Source organism: Romboutsia faecis (assembly GCF_014323405.1).
In the GTDB taxonomy this organism is placed as follows: domain Bacteria; phylum Bacillota; class Clostridia; order Peptostreptococcales; family Peptostreptococcaceae; genus Romboutsia_E; species Romboutsia_E faecis.
The window spans coordinates 25,829-47,152 of sequence record NZ_JACRWE010000004.1 but is presented as its reverse complement, the minus strand read 5'-3'; the positions used below and the strand labels follow the sequence as shown (position 1 = coordinate 47,152).

Genomic DNA, 21,324 nt, shown 5'->3' with positions numbered 1-21,324 from the left:
ATATTCCCTTCTTTATTTTTAATTTTAAATATTTTTAGATAACATTTTAGATTTTATTTCTTCATATTCTTGTTTTAATTGTTGTTCTGCCCATTCTTGGTTTTCTATTTTTTCAACTTTAACGGCACAATATTTATACTCCGGTGTTTTTGATATTGGATCTAGATTTGCTATAGTAAGCTCATTACAAGCCCCTACCCACCATTGATATGTCATATAAGTAGCACCTGGATTTACTCTATCTGTAACTAAAGCTCTTGTTAACACACTACCTCTTCTAGAACTAACTCTAATTAGTTCATAATTTTTTATTCCTAACCTTTCTGCATCCAATTCGCTTATTTGAAGATATCCAGGTTCATCCTCAAGCTTAGCTAGTGCTCTACAATTTCCAGTCATAGTTCTTACTGAATAATGACCTACCTCCCTAACTGTACATAAACTAAATGGATACTCTTCATCTTCTAACTCCATTGGAGGTCTCCAATGAGTTGCAAATAAATTACCTTTCCCATTTGGAGTTGAAAACTTACCACCTTTATGAAGATACATAGTTCCCATATCATCTTCAGATTCACTCTTGCAAGGCCATTGTACCCATCCTTGCTTTTCTATCTTTTCATAAGTTGCTCCAGCAAAACTTGGAGTTAAGCTTCTCATTTCATCCCAAATTTCTTTTGTATTATTGTAACTCATAGGATATCCCATGGCTGTTGATATTTCACTAATTATCTGCCAATCAGTTTTTACATCTCCACTCGGCTCAACAGCTTTCCTCATTATCTGGAATCCTCTATCTGCACATGTATAAACACCTTCATGTTCTCCCCATGAAGTTGCAGGTAGTATTACATCTGCATGAAGAGCTGTTTTATTCATAAATATATCTTGAACTACCACAAATTCTAATTCATCTAAAGCTTCTCTTACTTCTGAAGCATCCGGATCACTTTGTACTGGATCTTCACCAAATATATAGTACGCTTTAAGTTTCTTTTCTTCTAATACCAACCTAGGAACTTCAGTTAAACTATATCCATTATTATCAGAAAGCTTAACTCCCCAAGCTTTTTCAAACTTTTTCCTTACTTCTTGATTTGTAACACTTTGATAACCTGGATAAACATTAGGAAGAGCTCCCATATCGCAAGCACCTTGAACATTATTTTGACCTCTAACTGGCCCTATTCCTACATTTGGTCTTCCAAAGTTTCCTGTTAATAATGCTAGAGATGCTAATCCCTTAACTACATCAACTGCTTGACCAAACTGACAAACTCCCATTCCATAAAGAATCATAGAGTCCTTAGCCTTTGCATATTCTCTCATTGCTTTTCTTATAATATCTGCTGGTATACCGGTATATTTCTCTGCATACTCAGGGGTATATTCTTTAACCACTTCCTTATACTCTTCAAATCCTTGTGTATGTTCTTCTACAAAATTCTCATCATATAACTTTTCTTCTATTAAAACATTACCAAAGGCATTAACTAAAATCATATTAGTTCCACCCTTTAAAGCTAAATGCATATCAGATATTCTTGCTGTCTCTGTAACCCTAGGATCTATAGTAATTATTTTTGCACCTTTTTCTTTTGCTCTAACTATTCTTCTTGCAACAATTGGATGAGAATCTGCTCCGTTATACCCAAATATAAATAATAAATTTGTATCTTCTATTTCTGGTATAGAGTTAGACATTGCTCCACTGCCTAATGAGTAAGCCAGACCGGCTACTGATGGTGCATGTCAAACACGAGCACAGTGATCTACATTATTAGTACCAACTGTGGCTCTCATAAATTTTTGCATTATATAATTTGCTTCATTTCCTGGACCTCTTGCTGATCCAGTTCCCATAATAGCATCTGGTCCATATTTTTCTTTTATCTCATTTAATTTAGATGCTGTATATGTTATTGCTTCCTCCCACTCAACTTCTTCTAATTGTCCATTTTTTCTTATCAGCGGTTTTCTTAATCTTGGTGTTAAAATCTTAGGATCATTTAAGAAATCCCAACCATAGTGTCCTTTTAAACATAAATTTCCTTCATTAGTTCTTCCTTTGGCAGGTTCTGCTTTTAAAATCTTATTATCTTTTACTACAAGATACATATGGCATCCTGCACCACAATAAGGACATACGGTTAATACTTTTTTCTCCATATACCTATCACCCCTAAAAAATATTTTATAATTATTGAGAATTACCCATACTAAATAAATACTATGTATCTATTAATTTATTCATATATAATTACATAAACTGAAATTTTAAGATTAAATAATGTATTTTTGATTTATTTCTAGATTTGCATTGAAATGATTATATATATTTTTAATTCCATAATATATTTGGAAACCCTTGTGTTATTTAGAAATTCAATTAATTTTATTAAAAATAAAAATCTTCTCTAATATGTCTATATCATATTAAAGAAGATTCTTCTATCTTATATCTGTCTACTTGAAGCTAAATTTTGTTTAGGTGAACAATTCGATTTTATTCTATGATGAGTAATTATTGTAAATATTCCACTTCCAATTAATATTAAATAGTACATAAATCCTCCATATAAAAATACCGCATATCCCATTAGATATGTTGGGAATACACCTTTAAATATTGTAAAGAATGCTAACTCATTAGCCCCAACATTTCCTGGTGTTGGTATTGGAGATATTGCCATATATAAAAGAACTTGCAATGTCAATATATTTAAATATGTGTGACCTTGTAAATTAAATGCTTTGTATATCCAAAATGAAATACTAAAGTAAAAACTTATTTGTATTACAGTTATAAGAACTGTTGATATCATTAATTTTTTATTTTTCATAAAAAATTGTATCGATTCGCTATAATCATCTATAAAACCTTCAACATTATTACATTTCTTCTCTAAAGATTTGAATAATTTAAATCTACAAATAAAGTTTATACATAATCTAGTATAATGCTTTACTTTACTTGGATTAAGAATTACTAAAAGTGCCATTAATACTGTAAATAAGTTCATAGCTATCCCTAAAACAACAAGAGGAATTATGGCACTCATTTGTGTTCTTATTAATTTAAAGTTGAAAATTATTAATACTGAGCAATACATAGTAACTACAAGTTGATAAAGTATAGATTTATTAGTGATTATCGCTCCAGCTTTACTTAAAGGCATTTTATACTTAGTTAAAATATATATTTGCATTGGTTGACTTCCTGATGCAAAAGGAGTAACTAAATTATAATAAAACCCTATAGTTGCTAGTTTTAATCCTCTAAGCCTAACATTTACTTTGTATATTCCGTCTATTAATATCCTTAATACTAAACCTTCTAACGCTATATTTACTAATATAGCTAAAACTCCGATTGCTAAATATCTCTCATCTACCATATTTAAAACATTGGATAATAAACTTATATCTAATGTTTTAAATACTATACTAGTAGTAATACCTATTAATAAAATTAGAAATCCATATTGTAATAAATTTTTATTTATATTATTTTTCATTTTAATCCCCTGACCTTTTATCCATTAATATCCTTCTTATATTCTTAGTATACAATATAAATCTTAAATTTATCTTACAAATTTTCTTACAATTTCGTTATATTATTTAAATTTTAAATTCTCATTGTTTTATCTATATAAATATTATATGTAACAAATTAAAAACCGATATACATATGCTAATATTTAGTATATATATATCGGTCTATTTTTAAAAATTATTTAATTCTTTCAAGCTTAGCAACACTTTCAACGTGCATTGTATGAGGGAACATATCTACTGGTTGTATCTCTGAACACTTATATCCTCTTTCATCTAAATAAGCTAAATCTCTAGCTAAAGTAGATGGGTTACAAGAAACATATACAACCCTATCTGGTTTCATAGAAACTATAGTATCAAGAACCTTTTCATCGCATCCTTTTCTTGGAGGATCAACAACAACAACATTAGCTCTCTTACCTTCTTTATACATCTTAGGAACTACTTCTTCAGCTTTTCCTACATAGAATTCAACGTTATCTAGATTATTTAAATTAGCATTTATTTTTGCATCTTTAATAGCATCTTCAACTATCTCTATACCATATACTTTTTTAGCTTTTTGAGCTAAGAATAAAGATATTGTTCCTATTCCACAGTATATATCAAATACAGTATCATCTTCCTTTAAATCCGCATATTCTAAAGCCTTATTATATAAAACTTCAGTTTGAATAGGATTAACTTGGAAGAATGATAGTGGAGATATTTCAAATACTAATTCTCCTATATAATCATTTATTTTTCCGTTTCCATAAACAACTATATTTTCTCTACCTAATATAACATTAGTTTTTTCTCTATTGACATTTACAACTAAAGTTTTAAACCCTGGCACATTTTCTTCTAGTACAGATGCTAACTCTTTTAAATACGGTAATTTCTTACCATTAGCAACTAAAACAACCATCACTTCATTTGTTGTAAACCCTACTTTTGTTACTAAATGTCTCAAAACTCCTGTATGAGATTTTTCATCATATACACTAACCTTATATGCATTTATATAAGTTTTAATTATTTTCATGATTTTATCATTTATCTCATGTTGTATTATACATTTATCAGTAGGTATTATATCATGACTTTTCTTTTTATAAAAACCTATTAATGGATTATTATTAACCTTTTGGATTGGGAATTGAGCTTTATTTCTATATCTTACTGGCTCCTCCATTCCTAAAGTGTCATGAATTACTACATTTTCTAATTTTCCGATTCTACTTATAACTTGTTTTACTTCATTTGTTTTTATATCAAGTTGTTTTTGATAGTCTAATTCTTGAATTTGGCATCCTCCACAATCTTTTAGATTGTCACTACATTTTCTTTTTACTCTAAACGGAGATTCTTCTATTATTTCAACTATATCTCCCACTGCATAATTCTTTTTAGATTTATTAATTCTTACCTTAACTTTATCTTTTATTAGTCCGCCATCTACAAACACTGTAAATCCATCGTATTTACCTATTCCAACTCCACCCTGACCTATATCAACTATATCTACTACATACTCTTTATTTTTTGACAACATAGGTTAATCCTCCGTACATATTTTTTAAGAAACTACAAGAATTTATTTTACCAAAAAAACAAGGGCTTATAAAGCCCTTAAATAAATAAATCTTTACTTTTAAATCCTCTGTATAGCTGTATTATTGAAAATAATAACAATAAAACTCCAAATAAAGGTCCTATCCATACCAAATTTTGCGCTAGATTTTGAGATACTCCACTTTCTACTATCGATGCTACTGCTCGAGTATAATCCTTACTTGCACTAATTCCATATCGAATCCATGTTGCAGCCGTCATAAATGCTACAGGCACTACACTCATTGTCATATAAAATCCAGTCATCGATCTTTGTTTCACACCTTTTAAACCTAAGTATATTGGCAAAAAGAATAATACAGGAAGTATAAATCCATAAAACTGTGGCGATAAAGCTAAAAATAATATTGATGAAAATAAGAAACTTGTTATATATTTTCTAAGATAATTATTACGCCCTTCAAAATCAAAAACCGATGCTTTTAAATATCTAATATAGGTTTCTATATTATTTTCTATCTCATTTTTATTATCTATTTTTGAATTTCTTAACTCTTTTACTAACTCTATACCTTTTGAGTTTAACTGATTATATTGTTGCTTTAATTCTTCTGGTACTTCCAGATCCTCATATTTTATATGTACATCCTTTAATGACTTAATAATTTTTTCTTTTTTCTTATCACTTATAGACTTTGCTTTATTTACTTCTTTTAATAATTGGTCTATCGTGCTTAAAACTAATTTAGTATTCATTATATTTTCCCCCTTTGCTCTACTCTATTATATAAAAAACCCTACCTAAATTGTAAGTAGGGTTTTTATTTATCTGAACTTTATCTTATTTTACTTATCTTTCATTATTGTATTCATTGATACACCTATAGTTCCAAATATTATAACCCATATACTTATCATAAATCCCCACGCAGCTCCAGTCATAAAGTTCTCCTCCTTTATAGATTTACTTCTTATGGATATTGGTTTTACTTATTAGTCTGTTTATCATTATACTTATTTGATTCTATTTCTTTTGAATATTTAGTCTTTATAGATTTATACGATTGAATAAATCCTATTAATAAAACACCAAATACTACTACTCTACCTAAATTAACCCAAATGGCAAACTCTGGTATATCTGCTATATAACTTGGTATAACTTTAAAGTTTCCTTGTACCCAATAATCTCTTGTAAAGAATATTAAGAATGTAATTATTGTAACAGGTGTTAAAAATTGATGAAATAATCTAAAAAACCATTTTGGTACTTTCCATAATCCTCCTCTATTCATCTCATCTAACGCTCTATCTTTAATGCACCATCCAATTACTACTATTTCAATTAATCCTAGAACTATTAATATATAGTTACCTATCCAGTTGTCAACTTCCGTAAAGTATACTAAGTTTGCACTCTTAGTTAATATGCTTTCCAGTGCTATCGGTGCTCCAACAATTAAATAACCAATTAATACTAGCCATGCACCTTTCTTTCTATCTATACCAGCATCTTCTTCTAATAATGCCACTAAATAGTTATACATTGCTATAGCCGATGTTATACCAGCAAAGAATAATAATAAGAACCATATGGCTCCAAATATTCCTCCACCAGTCATCGTAGTAAATACATTCGGTAATACCATGAATGCTAAACCTATACTTCCTTTTATACCATCTGGTCCTAAGAAAGCATAAGCTATAGGTATAACAGCTGTACCACCTAATATTACTTCTGCAAATTCATTTAATGATACTGTAGCTACTGATGCAGTTATTATATCTTCATCTGGTTTTAAGTATGAAGCATAATTTTGTATAATCCCCATTCCTAAAGATAATGTAAAGAATATTTGGCCTGCTGCAGCTATTGCTGAACTCCAAGATAGCGCACTAAAGTCTGGATTCCATATAAAATTCAATCCTGCTAACGAACTCCAATCGGGGTCAACAGGAGTTCCAAGTGTTAACGATCTAATTGCTAATATAATACCAAATACATATAGAGTAGGCATCATTATCTTAGCCCATGACTCTATACCTTTTTGTATTCCTCTCATTACTGCATAAGATAAAAAACATAGTGCAATAACCCAGAATATTAGATTCTTTGGATCTTGGATATAATTTGCAAAAAAAGCTCCTGGGTCACTATTATATCCTCCAATTAATGAATTAAATGCAAATCCTAATGACCATCCTATAATATGATTGTAATAAGAGTTAACTAATATAGTAACTCCAAATGCTATCATTCCACATAGTGCCCCTACAATAATTGCTTTTTTAGGTTTCATCGCCTGTTTCGCTTGTAAATACATCATAGGTCCTAATGTTCCGTGTCCATATTTACCACCATAGCGTCCTATACTCCATTCTACTAACATTACAGGTATACCTATTACTATTAGTGCAAAGAAGTATGGTATCATAAACGCGCCTCCACCATTAGAAGCAGCTACATAAGGAAACCTCCAGAAATTTCCTAGACCAACAGCATTGCCTGCCATTGCTAATATAAGACCTATTTTGGAGCCCCAATTCTCTCTATTTTCAGTCATTTATTCCCCCCCTTTTAGTAATACATATGAAAAAAAAATATATATTATGAATAATTTAATTATATATATAATAAAATTCATAGATATATAATTAAATTAATTAACTGAATTTTCAGATAAATAATGTTTTAAAAATAGCCACTATGATTTAGTGGCTTATATATTATAACTTAAGCATATGATAACAGCTTACTATCTAATTTTCAATCTTTTTTTAATATTACATTCTATCATATAATTATATTTTATATAAATAAATTTTTAGCTTTAATCCCTCTATAAATTTGTAGTAATGAAAGCCCTAGTAATATACTTCCTAATAACGGGCCTATCCAAACTAAATTTTTAGCTAAATTTAAAGATACTCCATCATTAACTATCGCTTGTACAAATTCATTATAATTTGATTTAGCATTTATACCATATCTTATCCATGTTACAGCTGTCATAATACCTACTGGTACCACACTCATTGTCATGTAAAATCCTGTAATTGATCTTTGCTTAACACCTTTTAATCCCATATATATCGGTAAGAAGAATAATATAGGAAGAATAAATCCATAAAACTGCGGAGATAGTGCTAAAAATAATATTGATGAAAATAAAAAGCTTGTTATATATTTTTTTAGATATATAGTCTTGCCTTGAAAGTCATATAAAGATGCATTTAGATATCTTATATACACTTCTATACTATGTTCTACTTTATTTTTATCTTGTTTTTTATTATTTCTTAACCCTTGCAACAGTTCTATACCTTTTGAATTTAATTGATTATATTGTTTTTTTAAATTCTCTTCTATATCTATTTTTTCATACTCTGACATTATAATTTTCAATTCTTTTTTATATTTCTTAACTTTATTCTCTTTTATTGTTCTTACCTTATTTATCTCTTCTAATAATTGATTAACTGTACTTAAAATTAAATTTGTCTTCAAAAAAACACCTCCAATGTTGTCCATTCTTAATTGTTAAAAAGGAGTATATTCATAGAGCTTGTCTTAAAAAGGGTTATTCGCCTCATTTTAACACATCTCTTATAATACACCCCTTGATTTATTCTATTGATTTTTTATTATTTTTTTCATTGATATTGCTATAGTTGTAAATATTGTAGTCCATATGCAACCTAAAAATAACCATGCTGAACTAGTCATATATATCATCTCCTTATAAATTCATAGCCTTATTATTTTCTATTTCTTTAGTATATTTACTTTTAATTGATTTATAAGATTGTATAAATCCTATAACAAGAACTATAATTACCACTGCTCTACCCAAGTTAACCCAAGGAATAAACTCCGGTGTTGATGAAACATACGATGGTATTAATTTAAAGTTTCCTTGTATCCAATAATCTCTTGTAAAGAATACTAAGAAAGTTATTATTGTTACTGGAGTTAAGAACTGATGGAATAATCTAAAGAACCATTTTGGTACCTTCCATAACCCACCTTTATTCATTTCTTCAAGTGCACTATCTTTTACACACCATCCAATAACTACTATCTCTATTAATCCTAAGACTATTAATAAATAGTTCCCTATCCAGTTATCAACTTCTGTAAAGTACATTAGATTTGCACTTTTAGTTAGTACTGATTCTAAAGCTATCGGTGCTCCTACTATTAAGTACCCTATAAAAACAATCCAAGCACCTTTTTTTCTATCTATACCGGCATCTTCTTCTAGTAATGCGACTAAGTAGTTGTACATTGCTATAGCTGATGTTATACCAGCAAAGAATAATAATAAGAACCATAAAGCTCCAAATATTCCTCCACCAGTCATAGTACTAAATACATTTGGTAAAGCCATAAATGCCAAGCCTATACTCCCTTTTATACCTTCTGGTCCTAAAAATGCATATGCTATAGGTATAACTGCAGTACCACCTAATACAACTTCTGCAAATTCATTTAATGATACTGTAGCTACTGATGCAGTTATTATATCTTCATCTGGTTTTAGGTATGAAGCATAGTTTTGTATAATCCCCATTCCTAAAGATAATGTAAAGAATATTTGACCTGCTGCAGCTATTGCTGAACTCCAAGATAATTGACTAAAATCTGGATTCCAAACAAAATTTAAACCTTTTAAGGAACTCCAGTCTGGGTTAATCGGTGAACCTAGTGTTAAAGCTCTTATTCCTAATATAATACCAAATACGTAAAGTACAGGCATCATTATCTTTGCCCATGATTCTATACCATCTTGTATACCCTTCATTACTGCAGTTGCTAATATTCCTAATGATATTACCCAAAATACTAACATCTTTGGATCTTGCACATATGCTCCAAAAAATGCGCCTGGATCTGATTTGTATGTACCAAGTAGTGAGTGTATTGCAAATCCTAATGACCAACCTATTATATGATTATAATAAGAATTAACTAATATTGTTACTGCAAATGCTATCATTCCACATAATGAACCTACTATAATTGCCTTTTTAGGAGACATGGCTTGTTTTGCTTGTATATACATCATTGGACCAAGTGTTCCATGCCCATGTTTTCCTCCATAACGACCTATACTCCACTCAACTAACATTATAGGTATTCCTATGACTATTAGTGCAAAGAAGTACGGCACCATAAATGCTCCGCCTCCATTAGAAGCAGCTACATAAGGGAATCTCCAGAAGTTCCCTAGTCCAACAGCATTTCCTGCCATTGCTAATATAAGACCGATTTTTGATCCCCAGTTTTCTCTACTTTCAGTCATTATATATCCCTCCTTTTTTAATTGTTAATATAATAAAAATGTAGATTGTATACATTATATATTTTTAACTTTTTTAAATTTTCTGTAAATTTAAGGTTATAAAATAGCCACTAAGTTTACTAGTAACCTAGTGGCATAAATAACTTAAATACATAATAACATTATTTTCCATAACATTCAAGTATTTTCTGATAATTCACAATTTTTATAAAACCCTTGTTGATCCTCTGTATATAGCACCTCTAGAAGAATCCACAGTTATAACTTCTCCATCTTTAACTGAGTTAAGTATGTTTGAAGCCGATACTACTACAGCTTTATTTAAGTTTAATCCAACTATAGCTGCATGAGATGTCATTCCTCCATCTTCCGTAACTATAGCAGCGGCTTTTTCGATATAAGGATTCATTTCTATATCAGTCATAGTAGTTATTAATATATCTCCTTCATCAAAGTTCACACACTCTTCTCCTGAATTAACTATACGAACTTTACCTTCTACAGTTTTGTTACCTACTCCAATTCCTTGAACTATTTCTTCGCTCATTACATGAACTTTAATCAAGTTAGTTGTACCACTTACTCCAACTGGAACTCCAGCTGTTACTACAACTAATTCTCCATCATTTACATAATTAGCTTTTTTAGCTGAATCTATAGAGTTTTCTATAACTTCATCTGTGTTTGATGCTAATTCAGATTTAACTGGATAAACTCCCCAACTAAGATTTAATTGTCTCATAACCTTCTCATCTGCAGTTGCAGCTACTATTGGAGATTGTGGTCTAAACTTAGATACCATTTTTGCAGTATATCCTGAAGAAGTTGCTGTTACAATAGCTGATGCGTTTAGTGCAACTGCAGTTGAACAAGTCGCATAGCTTATAGCATCTGTAACTGTTTCATTGTTCGAAGAATTTTCTTTTAATAATCTAGCATATTCTAAAGTTTCTTCAGTTCTCTTAGCTATTGTAGCCATTGTTTTTACCGCTTCTACTGGATATTTTCCTGCAGCAGTTTCTCCAGATAACATTATTGCATCTGTTCCATCGTATATTGCATTTGCAACATCCGTTACTTCAGCTCTTGTTGGTCTTGGATTTCTTATCATAGAATCAAGCATTTGAGTAGCAGTTATAACTGGTTTTGCTAGTTCTTTACATTTTTTTATCATCATTTTTTGAACGATAGGCATTTCCTCTGTTGGTATTTCAACGCCTAGGTCACCTCTTGCTACCATTATACCATCAGATACCTTTAATATTTCTTCTAAATTGTCTACACCTTCTTGGTTTTCTATTTTAGATATTATTTGTATATCTGTAGCATTATTATTTTCTAATATTTCTCTTATAGCTAATACATCTGATGCTTTTCTTACGAAAGATGCAGCTATAAAATCTATTCCTTGACTTATACCAAATTCTATATCACTTATATCTTTAGGAGTTATAGCTGGTAGATTTATTTTAACACCAGGAACATTTACCCCTTTATGATTTTTAACTATACCTGAATTTTCAACTAAGCAAACTATGTCATCTTCATTTACTTCTTGTACTCTAAGTCCTACTAAGCCATCATCTATTAATATTACATCCCCTGCTTTAACATCATTAGCAAGACCCTTGTAGCTTACTGTACACATTTCTTTTGTTCCTACAACATCTTTCATTGTTATAGTAAATTGACTACCTTCTTCTAAGAATACTTCTGGATCTGCAAATTGTCCTGTTCTTATTTCAGGGCCCTTAGTATCTAGCAATAATGCTACAGGTTTATTTAATTTTTCCCTAACTTTTTTAGCTGTATCTAATCTTCCTTTATGTTCTTCATGTGAACCGTGAGAGAAGTTGAATCTACAAACATTTAATCCATTCTCAACAAGCTTCGTTAAAACTTCTTCACTATCTGAAGCTGGTCCTAGAGTACAAACTATTTTAGTCCTTTTTACATTTTTTAGCATATATATATTCCTCCTATTTATTATATAGATAGTATTTTTGCCATTTCATAAGTTTCTTTATCAAAAGATCTTGTCATAGAAAGCGCTTCATTTATATCCATATCAATTATTTTATTATCTTTTACTCCTACGACTTTAGCTGATTTTCCATCTAATAGTAATTCTACAGCTCTTACTCCCATTCTACTAGCAAGAATTCTATCAAATACCGATGGACACCCTCCTCTTTGTACATGACCTAAAACTGTTACCCTTAAATCTGCACCTGTTATTTTTATTATTTCTTTACCTAAATCATTTGCATTACCTACTCCTTCAGCTAAAACTATTATACTATGTCTTTTACCTCTTTTTTGAGTAGTTTTTAATCTATTACATATATCTTCAACTTTAAAGTCAACTTCTGGAACTATTATAGTTTCAGCTCCACCAGCAAGACCTGAGTATAAAGCTAAATCACCACAATGTCTTCCCATAACTTCAACAATATTAACTCTTTCATGGGATGAAGATGTGTCTCTTATTTTACTTATAGCATCAGCTACTGTATTCATAGCAGTATCAAATCCAATAGTATAATCTGTATAAGCTAAATCGTTATCAATAGTTCCAGGTATTCCAATTGCTGGGAAACCTAACTCACTTAGTTTTTGAGCTCCGTTAAAAGAACCGTCTCCACCTATTACGACTAAGCAATCAATTTTATACTTTTTAAGTACTTTAACACCTTTTAATCTACCTTCTTGAGTCTTAAATTCTTCACATCTAGAAGACTTTAATATAGTCCCCCCTCTATGTATAATATCACCAACAGAAGACAAGTTCATTTCAACTAAATCTTCTTCTAATAAACCCTTGTATCCTCTGTTAATGCCATACACCTTACATCCATAATATATAGCTGATCTTACTACAGCTCTTATAGCTGCATTCATTCCTGGAGCATCTCCTCCGCTTGTTAAAATCCCTATAGTCTTCATAGTATTTCCTCCTGATTTCTAAATTACAGGGACATTTCAAGTCCCTAGATCGTTTTTTCATCCCATGCCAGGTAAAAAAATTAAAAATCTCTAAAAATATCCATTTTTTGATATTATATCATATCTCAAAACATTTTTTATACTATTCTAAGTATTTATTTTTTTATTTTTTTTGCTTATCTTTTTATCTTTATATTGTCTTTTGGTAGTAAGCTTTCTAACCTATAAATGGTATTGTCATTTATATCTACATAAATTCCATTCCACTTATATAATTGTCTTGTATCTTCTGCATATAAATATACCGATTCTTTACCTTGAGAGTTCGCTAATACTAATTTTATTTCCTCTAGTAAATTATTATTACTAAAGCTATTAACTTTTAAATATAGCCCTGTTTTTGATTCTTTTTTAACTCTATTATTTCCAACGTCTCTGAAATTACGTTCCTCATTTATCTCTTTAAAATCATTAGCTATAATTTTTGCATTCTCTCCTTCTTTTATGCTTAATCTACCTTTTACATATATAATATTATCTTCATTAAGTATACTATTATATTTTTGTAAAAGTTGAGGGAATACTATAATTTCTATAGCACCATATAGATCTTCTAACTCTAAGAATGCCATAATATCATTTCTTCTAGTTGTTTTGATGGTCTTGTTAACTACCATGCCACCCATTATAACTTCCTTTTCGTCTAAACTTATATATGCTTCTTCATCTTCTTTTAATGAATTTAATTTTGCATTATCAATAGAAGTGTTTCTTTCTAATTTCTCTTTATATTGAGACAGAGGATGACCACTTACATACATCCCTAAAACTTCTTTTTCTAAACTAAGCCTTTCTCTTTCTTCATACTCTTTTAATTTCGGCATTGTATATATCTCTTGGAATTGTTCTGTTTCATCACTTCCACCAAATGCATCAAATAAAGATATCTGACCTTGTACATTTTTCTTTCTATCCATAGAAATACTATCTAATAATTGTTCATAACCTGCCATCAAGCTTGCTCTATTCTGACTTATATCATCAAAAGCTCCACATTTAATTAAACTTTCTAATACTCTCTTATTAATATCCTTTGAATCAAGTCTTTTTACTAAATCTACAAAATCTACGAAAGTACCATTAAGTTCTCTTTCATTTATAATATTATTAATTATATTAACACCTACATTTTTTACAGCTGCTAATCCAAATCTTATATTACTTCCTTCAACTGAGAACTTAGAAAAACTTTTATTTATATCTGGCTTTAAAACATCTATTCCTAATGCATTACACTCTCTAATATATTCTACAACTTTATCCGTATTACCCATAATACTAGTTATTAAGGCTGCCATAAATTCTACTGGATAATGAGCTTTTAAATATGCCGTTTCATATGATAAGACACCATATGCAGCTGCATGTGATTTATTAAATGCATACTTTGCAAAATCTATCATATCATCGAAGATTTGGTTTGCTATATCTTCTGGTATCCCATTAGCAATACATCCACTAATCTCAGTATTTCCCTCATCATCTTTTTTACCATATATAAAATATTGTCTTTCCTCTTCCATGACATCCATTTTCTTTTTTCCCATAGCTCTTCTAACTAAGTCACTACGTCCATAACTATATCCACCTAATTCTCTAACAACCTGCATTACTTGTTCCTGATAAACTAAACAACCGTAGGTAACTTCCATTATTGGTCTTAATGATTCATGTATATAAGTTACTTTGTCTGGATTATTTTTATTCTCTATATATGTTGGGATTGAGTCCATTGGACCTGGTCTATATAAAGAAATTCCAGCAACTATATCTTCAAAATTATCTGGTTTCAGTTGCTTCATGAAACTCCTCATACCAGCACTTTCTAATTGGAATACTCCTAAAGTATTACCTGATGATAAAAGCTCATATACTTTAGGATCATCATAATCCATTTTTGAAAAATCAATCTTTCTTCCATAGTTTTTTTCAATTAAGTCTAGAGCATCCCTTATAACCGTAAGAGTTCTTAAACCAAGGAAATCCATCTTTAATAGACCTAATTCTTCTAATGTTGTCATTGTAAACTGTGTAGTTATTGCATCTTGATGCTTATATAATGGCACATATTCGTCAACAGGATTTTTAGATATAACAACACCTGCTGCATGAGTTGAAGCATGTCTTAACATACCTTCTATTTGTTTAGACACATCAATAATTTCTTTAGTTTCTGAGTCATTTTCATATAATTCCCTTAAGTTAGGATTAGTATCTAATGCTTTATCTATAGTCATTCCTAGAGCAAAAGGTATTTCTTTTGCTATTTTATCAACCTTATTATAAGGTATATCTAAAACTCTACCAACATCTCTAATAGCAGCTTTTGCTCCCATAGTTCCAAATGTAATTATTTGCGCAACGTGATCTTCACCATATTTTCTTTTTACATAATCAATAACTTCTTCTCTTCTTTCATAACAGAAGTCTATATCTATATCGGGCATAGATACACGTTCTGGATTAAGGAATCTTTCAAAAAGTAAAGAGTATTTGATTGGGTCTATGTCTGTTATTTTTAATGTATAAGCAACAATAGAACCAGCTGCACTACCACGCCCTGGACCTACCATTATTTTATTTTCTTTTGCATAGTTTATAAAATCCCATGTTATTAAAAAGTATTCTACATACCCCATTTTTTCAATAACACTTAACTCATAATTTAATCTTTCTATTACTTCTTCACTTGGATTATCATATCTTTCCTTTAATCCATTAAAACATAATTCTCTTAGATAACTATCTGTTGTATATCCTTTCGGTACATCATAATTAGGAAGATGTATTGTATTAAAGTCAAACTCTATATTACATCTCTCTGCTATTTTTACAGTATTATCTAATGCATCAATTGCATACGGAAATAGTTCTTCCATTTCTTCTCTTGATTTTAAATAGAACTCATCGCTACCAAATCTCATTCTATTAGGGTCATTTACTGTTTTACCCATTTGAATACACATTAGAACATCGTGTATTTTCGAATCTTCTTTATTTACATAGTGAATATCATTAGTTGCTACTAATGGTATATTCAATTCTTTTGACAATTTTATTATTCCAGCATTTACTTCTTTTTGTTCTGGTAAATTATGATCTTGTATCTCTAAAAAATAATTATCTTCACCAAATATATCTCTATATTCAAGTGTAAGTTTTTTAGCTTTATCATAATTTCTATCCATAAGAGCTTGAGAAACATCTCCTGCTAAACATGCTGATAATGCTATTATTCCTTCACTGTGTTGTCTAAGCTCCTCCATGTCTACTCTTGGTTTATAGTAGAATCCTTCCACATAAGACTTAGATACCATCTTTATTAGATTATTGTATCCAGTCATATTTTCAGCTAATAAAATTAAATGTCCTTGAGACTTATCATAATTTGGATCTTTATCATTTAAGCTACGAGCTGCTGTATAAACCTCACAACCTACTATTGGCTTTATACCTGCCTTTTTAGCTTCCTTATAAAAATCTATAACACCAAACATGCAACCATGATCAGTTATAGCAATAGAATCCATATTAAGTTCTTTACATCTATTTATAAGCTTCTTTAATCTTGAAAATCCATCAAGTAAACTATACTCTGTGTGAACATGAAGATGAACAAATTTATTGCTCATTATATCACCTCCTGCTTATAGATTTAATTTTACCATAAATTCATGTGTTAAAACAAAAAGAGGCTATATAAAATATAACCCCTTACTTATAAGTATTTTCTCTTAATTTATTTGCTATTTCTTCTATCTTTCTAAGCCTATGATTTACCCCAGATTTACCTATAGGTGGATTTAACATTTCCCCTAGTTCCTTTAATGTCATATCCTCATATTCTTCTCTAATTCTTGCTATTTCTTGTAGATTTTCTGGTAAACTACTTATTCCTATAGTTTCCTGTATAAATCTAATGTTCTCCACTTGTCTTACTGCTGCATTTACAGTTTTAGATAAATTGGCTGTTTCACAATTAACTATTCGATTTACATTATTTCTCATTTCTTTTACTATTTTAGTATTTTGTAAGCTTAAAAGAGCATTATGTGCTCCTATTATACTTAATAAATCAGATATTTGCTCACTTTCTTTAAGATATACCACATAATTATTTTTTCTTGATACTATTTTTGAGTTAAAGCCTAAAGAATTTATAAGGTCTTTTAATGAGTTTGCGAAATCTTCATTATTAGTCACAAACTCCATATGGTAATTTTTTTCTGGATCACTAATGGATCCTCCTCCTAAAAATGCACCTCTTAAGAATGATCTTATACATTCATCATTCTTTAAAAGTTCTTTTGGCACCTCATTTAAAGGGTAAAATGCATCCTCCGAAGGCAAAATACCTAAATCTCTTAATAGTTTTTCCGCTCCCATTTCACTTTTAACAACAAGAACATAACTATTATTTCTCTTTAACATTTGATTCTTATTTACACTTATAGTTGTATTTATATCAAAATTTTGCTTTAATAACTTAAATACCTTTCTTGCTATAGAGTTTAACTCAGTTATTACTTTTATATTTAATTTCTTATAGCCTACGATTTGTATACTTCCTGACAACTTTATTATAGCTGATAATTCACTTAAGCTACAATTTCTATTTTCAGGCATTATCCTAGCTAATTCATTCTTTGTTTCAGCTGAAAATGACATCTTATTCACCCATAATCTATAGACTAGCTATTATTCTTAATTCTTTTTTTTATTTCTTGTAACGCTACTTTAATTATTTCTTTTTCATCATCGTATCTAGCTAAGTCAACGACCCTATCTAGATGAATGAATTTAGCATCAATAAATCCTTCTTCTTTTTGCGGTATAGTATCCATACTTCTAGCTTTCATTAAATACCAAAAAACTGTTTTGTGAACTGCTCTATTCTCATCCCAGTTTTCTTTAAACGTATAATGTATTTCTCCCAAATATTTTAATATATCTGCTTTGACACCTGTTTCTTCTAAAACTTCTCTTAGTGCTGCTTCTTGCTTATTTTCCCCTTCTTCTACTTTTCCTTTAGGTAAAACCCAGTCTCCATTAAACTTCCTCAGTAAAAGAACGGCATTTCCAAACAATACTACTCCACCGGCACTAACCTCTTCTCTCATAGATGTTCACTCCTTAAAACTAACATAATAATAAGGATTTCTACACAAATCTTTAAAATCCTTTTTTACTTATCATTGTCATAATTATGACTTAGTGCCAAGTTAACAATTATATCAGCTATATGTTTTGCATCATGTCTGATATAATTCTTTTTAACTTCAACTAAATTATCTTCTATAATTTTTATACCCATATCATCTAATTCTTTATTTTGAAGTTCATCTAATAAAACTTGTTCTGCGCCATCTTTTTTATATTTCTCAAAAACATCTTCAGGCAATATTTCATTATTAACAATTACATAATCTATTAATTCTTTATTGGTATGCTTATTTATAGCATTAACGTGATCTAATACATTGTAATTTCCTGTCTCTCCTGGCTGTGTCATGATATTTGATATATATACTTTTGGTGCATTAGATTTTTTTATAGCTTTAACTACTCCTTTTACTAATAAATTAGGTATTATACTTGTGTATAAACTTCCTGGACCCATGACAATTATATCTGCATTATATATTGATGTAATTACTTCTTCTAAAGGTGTAACATCCATAGGATCCAAAGTTAATTTATCAATATTAGATTTTTGAGATCTAACTTCTACAGGTATTCTAGACTCACCCTTTATTATGTTTCCATTCTTCAACTTAGCTATTAAATTTACATCTTCTAATGTAACAGGAAGAACACGGCCTGTTATAGCAAATACTTCGCTCATTTTATAGACTGCAGTTTCAAAATTACCATAAAGTCCATTCATAGCTGCAATAAATAAATTTCCAAAACTTTGACCTTTTAGATTTCCATCTGTAAACCTATATTGCATAACTTCATTCATAGTAGGCTCTATATTTGCAAGAGCTAGTAAACAGTTTCTTATATCTCCTGGAGGTAACATTCCTAAATCTTCTCTCAAAACACCTGATCCGCCTCCATCATCAGCAACAGTGACTATAGCTGTAATATTTTGAGTATAGTGCTTTAACCCTCTTAGAAATATAGATTGCCCTGTTCCTCCTCCAATAACAACTACCTTAGGTCCTTCTTTTTCGGTATTTTTTGAACCTAAGATTTGGTTCCTATTCTTAGTTATTTTTTTATATAGATATAAAGATATAAATAAGGAAATCCATCCTAAAATACCAATTATAATAAATATGGTTTTCATAAATTCCTCCAAGTTATCTCAACATAGAATCTCTATGTTTTTTAACTACTCTATATCCTTTACTTGATAAATCATCATATATCATATTAGATATAGTAACCGATCTATGTCTTCCACCTGTACATCCTATTCCTATAACTAAGTGATGTTTTCCTTCCTCTATATATTGAGGAACTAAGAAATTAATCATATCTAATAGCTTCTCATAAAATTCTTCACTGATTTTAGAGTCCATTACATATTCTCTAACTTCTTTATCATCGCCTGTTTTAGGTCTCAATTCTTCTACATAATATGGATTCGGTAAAAATCTAACATCAAATACTAAATCACAATCTGCTGGAATTCCATGCTTAAACCCAAAAGATACAACAGATATAGTTAGATTTTGATTATTTTCTCCATCAGAATATATCTTAGATATCTCTTCTTTTAAATCCTTCGGTTTCATATTAGATGTATCTATTATACAGTCAGAAATTTCCTTTAATGGCTCCATTATTTTCCTTTCCATTTTTATGCCTTCAGGAATTTGAGTATTATTAGCCAGAGGGTGGTTTCTTCTAGTCATCTTGTATCTTCTAAGTAAAACATTATCAGAACAATCTAAATACATCATTTCATACTTATAATTTGCATTGCGTAAATAGTTTAAACTTTCATGAAGAGCTTCAAAGAATTTTCTTCCTCTTATGTCTATACCTAATGCAACCTTATCAATACTTGAATTAGGCTGATAGCATAATTCCGCAAACTTTGTTATTAGTGCAGGAGGTAAGTTATCCACACAATAAAATCCCATATCTTCTAATGCTCTCATAGCCTCACTTTTGCCAGATCCAGAAAGACCTGTAACAATTACAAATTTCATCCTAACTCCCCCTCTTACAGTCTTATATTTTCGACTAGTTTTGTATCTATACCTGCTTTTCTTATAGTATCTATCGCTAATTTAAAATTACCTACATTATTTGGTACATGCGCATCTGAACCTATGATCAATTTATTTTCTAAATGTTTTATAGCCTTTAATTGTTCAACATTTAAAAAACCATGACTGCTATTGACCTCTAATCTAGTATCGGTTTCTTTTGCTACTTTTGCAATTTCTTCTATATAAACATCCCCCTTATCTCCAGGGTGAGTAATAACAAATATATCATTATTTCTCATAGCATTAATAATCGCATTTGTATTATGTTCCTTAGCCTTTACACTTCTAATAATATAATTATCGCAGTGATTAAGTAATCCTCTTAGATTATTAGGTGTAGATCCAAAATGATATCCTGCCATGACATAATCTAAGTATGATTTAAACTTATCACTAAGATCAATATTTCCTTTTTCATCTAATACATTACATTCCATTCCTAGAAGAATATCTATTTCACTATATTTTTCATTTAGTTTATCAATTTCTTCTCTCATCTTAGCTATATCTCTTACTTTTACTCCATAAGACATATGCTTATATCCATGGTCTGATATGCCTATAGTTTTGATTCCCTTTGATATAGCCACTTTAACATTCTCCTCTATAGTACCTTTTCCATGACTATAAATTGTATGAGTATGATAATCTGCTAGTATTTGCAT

The 21,324-nt window shown here is 29.8% G+C and carries 15 protein-coding genes; all 15 read right to left on the bottom strand.

Annotation, left to right across the window (positions count from 1 at the left end; all coding sequences use genetic code 11):
• Positions 1-24: 24 nt before the first annotated feature.
• The 15 genes from fdhF to H8923_RS09360 all read right to left on the bottom strand — a co-directional run bounded on the left by fdhF (position 25) and on the right by H8923_RS09360 (position 21,324).
• Positions 25-2,169 (bottom strand): formate dehydrogenase subunit alpha, encoded by a 2,145-nt coding sequence (fdhF, locus tag H8923_RS09430; protein WP_153972276.1) that lies wholly within the window; start codon positions 2,167-2,169, stop codon positions 25-27.
• A gap of 287 nt (positions 2,170-2,456) precedes the next feature.
• Entirely contained in the window at positions 2,457-3,518 is a 1,062-nt protein-coding gene (locus H8923_RS09425; protein ID WP_153972277.1) for a lysylphosphatidylglycerol synthase transmembrane domain-containing protein, read from the bottom strand.
• A 218-nt stretch (positions 3,519-3,736) separates the two neighbouring features.
• Positions 3,737-5,098 carry a 23S rRNA (uracil(1939)-C(5))-methyltransferase RlmD gene (gene rlmD / locus H8923_RS09420; RefSeq protein WP_153972278.1) on the bottom strand — a complete coding sequence of 454 codons (1,362 nt, stop codon included), beginning with the start codon at positions 5,096-5,098 and terminating at the stop codon, positions 3,737-3,739.
• Positions 5,099-5,175: 77 nt separating this feature from the next.
• Positions 5,176-5,874: a hypothetical protein gene (locus H8923_RS09415; RefSeq protein ID WP_153972279.1), complete on the bottom strand. Its 699-nt coding sequence runs from the start codon at positions 5,872-5,874 to the stop codon at positions 5,176-5,178.
• A 230-nt stretch (positions 5,875-6,104) separates the two neighbouring features.
• On the bottom strand, positions 6,105-7,682 hold the full coding sequence (locus H8923_RS09410) for a sodium-dependent transporter (protein ID WP_153972280.1): 1,578 nt from the start codon (positions 7,680-7,682) through the stop codon (positions 6,105-6,107).
• Positions 7,683-7,927: 245 nt separating this feature from the next.
• Positions 7,928-8,626: a hypothetical protein gene (locus tag H8923_RS09405; RefSeq protein ID WP_153972281.1), complete on the bottom strand. Its 699-nt coding sequence runs from the start codon at positions 8,624-8,626 to the stop codon at positions 7,928-7,930.
• Between the two features lie 232 nt (positions 8,627-8,858).
• Positions 8,859-10,424, bottom strand: a complete 1,566-nt coding sequence (locus H8923_RS09400) for a sodium-dependent transporter (protein WP_153972282.1) — start codon at positions 10,422-10,424, stop codon at positions 8,859-8,861.
• 205 nt (positions 10,425-10,629) lie between these two features.
• Positions 10,630-12,390, bottom strand: a complete 1,761-nt coding sequence (pyk, locus tag H8923_RS09395) for a pyruvate kinase (protein WP_153972283.1) — start codon at positions 12,388-12,390, stop codon at positions 10,630-10,632.
• Between the two features lie 20 nt (positions 12,391-12,410).
• Positions 12,411-13,370: a 6-phosphofructokinase gene (pfkA, locus tag H8923_RS09390; protein ID WP_153972284.1), complete on the bottom strand. Its 960-nt coding sequence runs from the start codon at positions 13,368-13,370 to the stop codon at positions 12,411-12,413.
• Between the two features lie 176 nt (positions 13,371-13,546).
• Positions 13,547-17,062: a DNA polymerase III subunit alpha gene (locus H8923_RS09385; protein ID WP_153972285.1), complete on the bottom strand. Its 3,516-nt coding sequence runs from the start codon at positions 17,060-17,062 to the stop codon at positions 13,547-13,549.
• Positions 17,063-17,144: 82 nt separating this feature from the next.
• Positions 17,145-18,098 (bottom strand): DNA-binding protein WhiA, encoded by a 954-nt coding sequence (gene whiA, locus H8923_RS09380; RefSeq protein ID WP_153972286.1) that lies wholly within the window; start codon positions 18,096-18,098, stop codon positions 17,145-17,147.
• Positions 18,099-18,121: 23 nt separating this feature from the next.
• Positions 18,122-18,550: an NUDIX hydrolase gene (locus tag H8923_RS09375; protein ID WP_153972287.1), complete on the bottom strand. Its 429-nt coding sequence runs from the start codon at positions 18,548-18,550 to the stop codon at positions 18,122-18,124.
• Between the two features lie 65 nt (positions 18,551-18,615).
• Complete coding sequence (locus H8923_RS09370) at positions 18,616-19,725, bottom strand: gluconeogenesis factor YvcK family protein (protein WP_153972288.1); 1,110 nt, start codon at positions 19,723-19,725, stop codon at positions 18,616-18,618.
• 13 nt (positions 19,726-19,738) lie between these two features.
• Complete coding sequence (rapZ, locus tag H8923_RS09365) at positions 19,739-20,596, bottom strand: RNase adapter RapZ (protein ID WP_153972289.1); 858 nt, start codon at positions 20,594-20,596, stop codon at positions 19,739-19,741.
• 14 nt (positions 20,597-20,610) lie between these two features.
• Positions 20,611-21,324: a PHP domain-containing protein gene (locus tag H8923_RS09360; RefSeq protein ID WP_153972290.1), complete on the bottom strand. Its 714-nt coding sequence runs from the start codon at positions 21,322-21,324 to the stop codon at positions 20,611-20,613.

Coding starts and splice junctions, on each gene's coding strand:
- H8923_RS09425 (WP_153972277.1), bottom strand. CDS start 3,518: ATGAAAAATAATATAAATAAAAATTTATTACAATATGGATTTCTAATT.
- rlmD (WP_153972278.1), bottom strand. CDS start 5,098: ATGTTGTCAAAAAATAAAGAGTATGTAGTAGATATAGTTGATATAGGT.
- H8923_RS09415 (WP_153972279.1), bottom strand. CDS start 5,874: ATGAATACTAAATTAGTTTTAAGCACGATAGACCAATTATTAAAAGAA.
- H8923_RS09410 (WP_153972280.1), bottom strand. CDS start 7,682: ATGACTGAAAATAGAGAGAATTGGGGCTCCAAAATAGGTCTTATATTA.
- H8923_RS09400 (WP_153972282.1), bottom strand. CDS start 10,424: ATGACTGAAAGTAGAGAAAACTGGGGATCAAAAATCGGTCTTATATTA.
- pyk (WP_153972283.1), bottom strand. CDS start 12,390: ATGCTAAAAAATGTAAAAAGGACTAAAATAGTTTGTACTCTAGGACCA.
- pfkA (WP_153972284.1), bottom strand. CDS start 13,370: ATGAAGACTATAGGGATTTTAACAAGCGGAGGAGATGCTCCAGGAATG.
- H8923_RS09385 (WP_153972285.1), bottom strand. CDS start 17,062: ATGAGCAATAAATTTGTTCATCTTCATGTTCACACAGAGTATAGTTTA.
- whiA (WP_153972286.1), bottom strand. CDS start 18,098: ATGTCATTTTCAGCTGAAACAAAGAATGAATTAGCTAGGATAATGCCT.
- H8923_RS09375 (WP_153972287.1), bottom strand. CDS start 18,550: ATGAGAGAAGAGGTTAGTGCCGGTGGAGTAGTATTGTTTGGAAATGCC.
- H8923_RS09370 (WP_153972288.1), bottom strand. CDS start 19,725: ATGAAAACCATATTTATTATAATTGGTATTTTAGGATGGATTTCCTTA.
- rapZ (WP_153972289.1), bottom strand. CDS start 20,596: ATGAAATTTGTAATTGTTACAGGTCTTTCTGGATCTGGCAAAAGTGAG.
- H8923_RS09360 (WP_153972290.1), bottom strand. CDS start 21,324: ATGCAAATACTAGCAGATTATCATACTCATACAATTTATAGTCATGGA.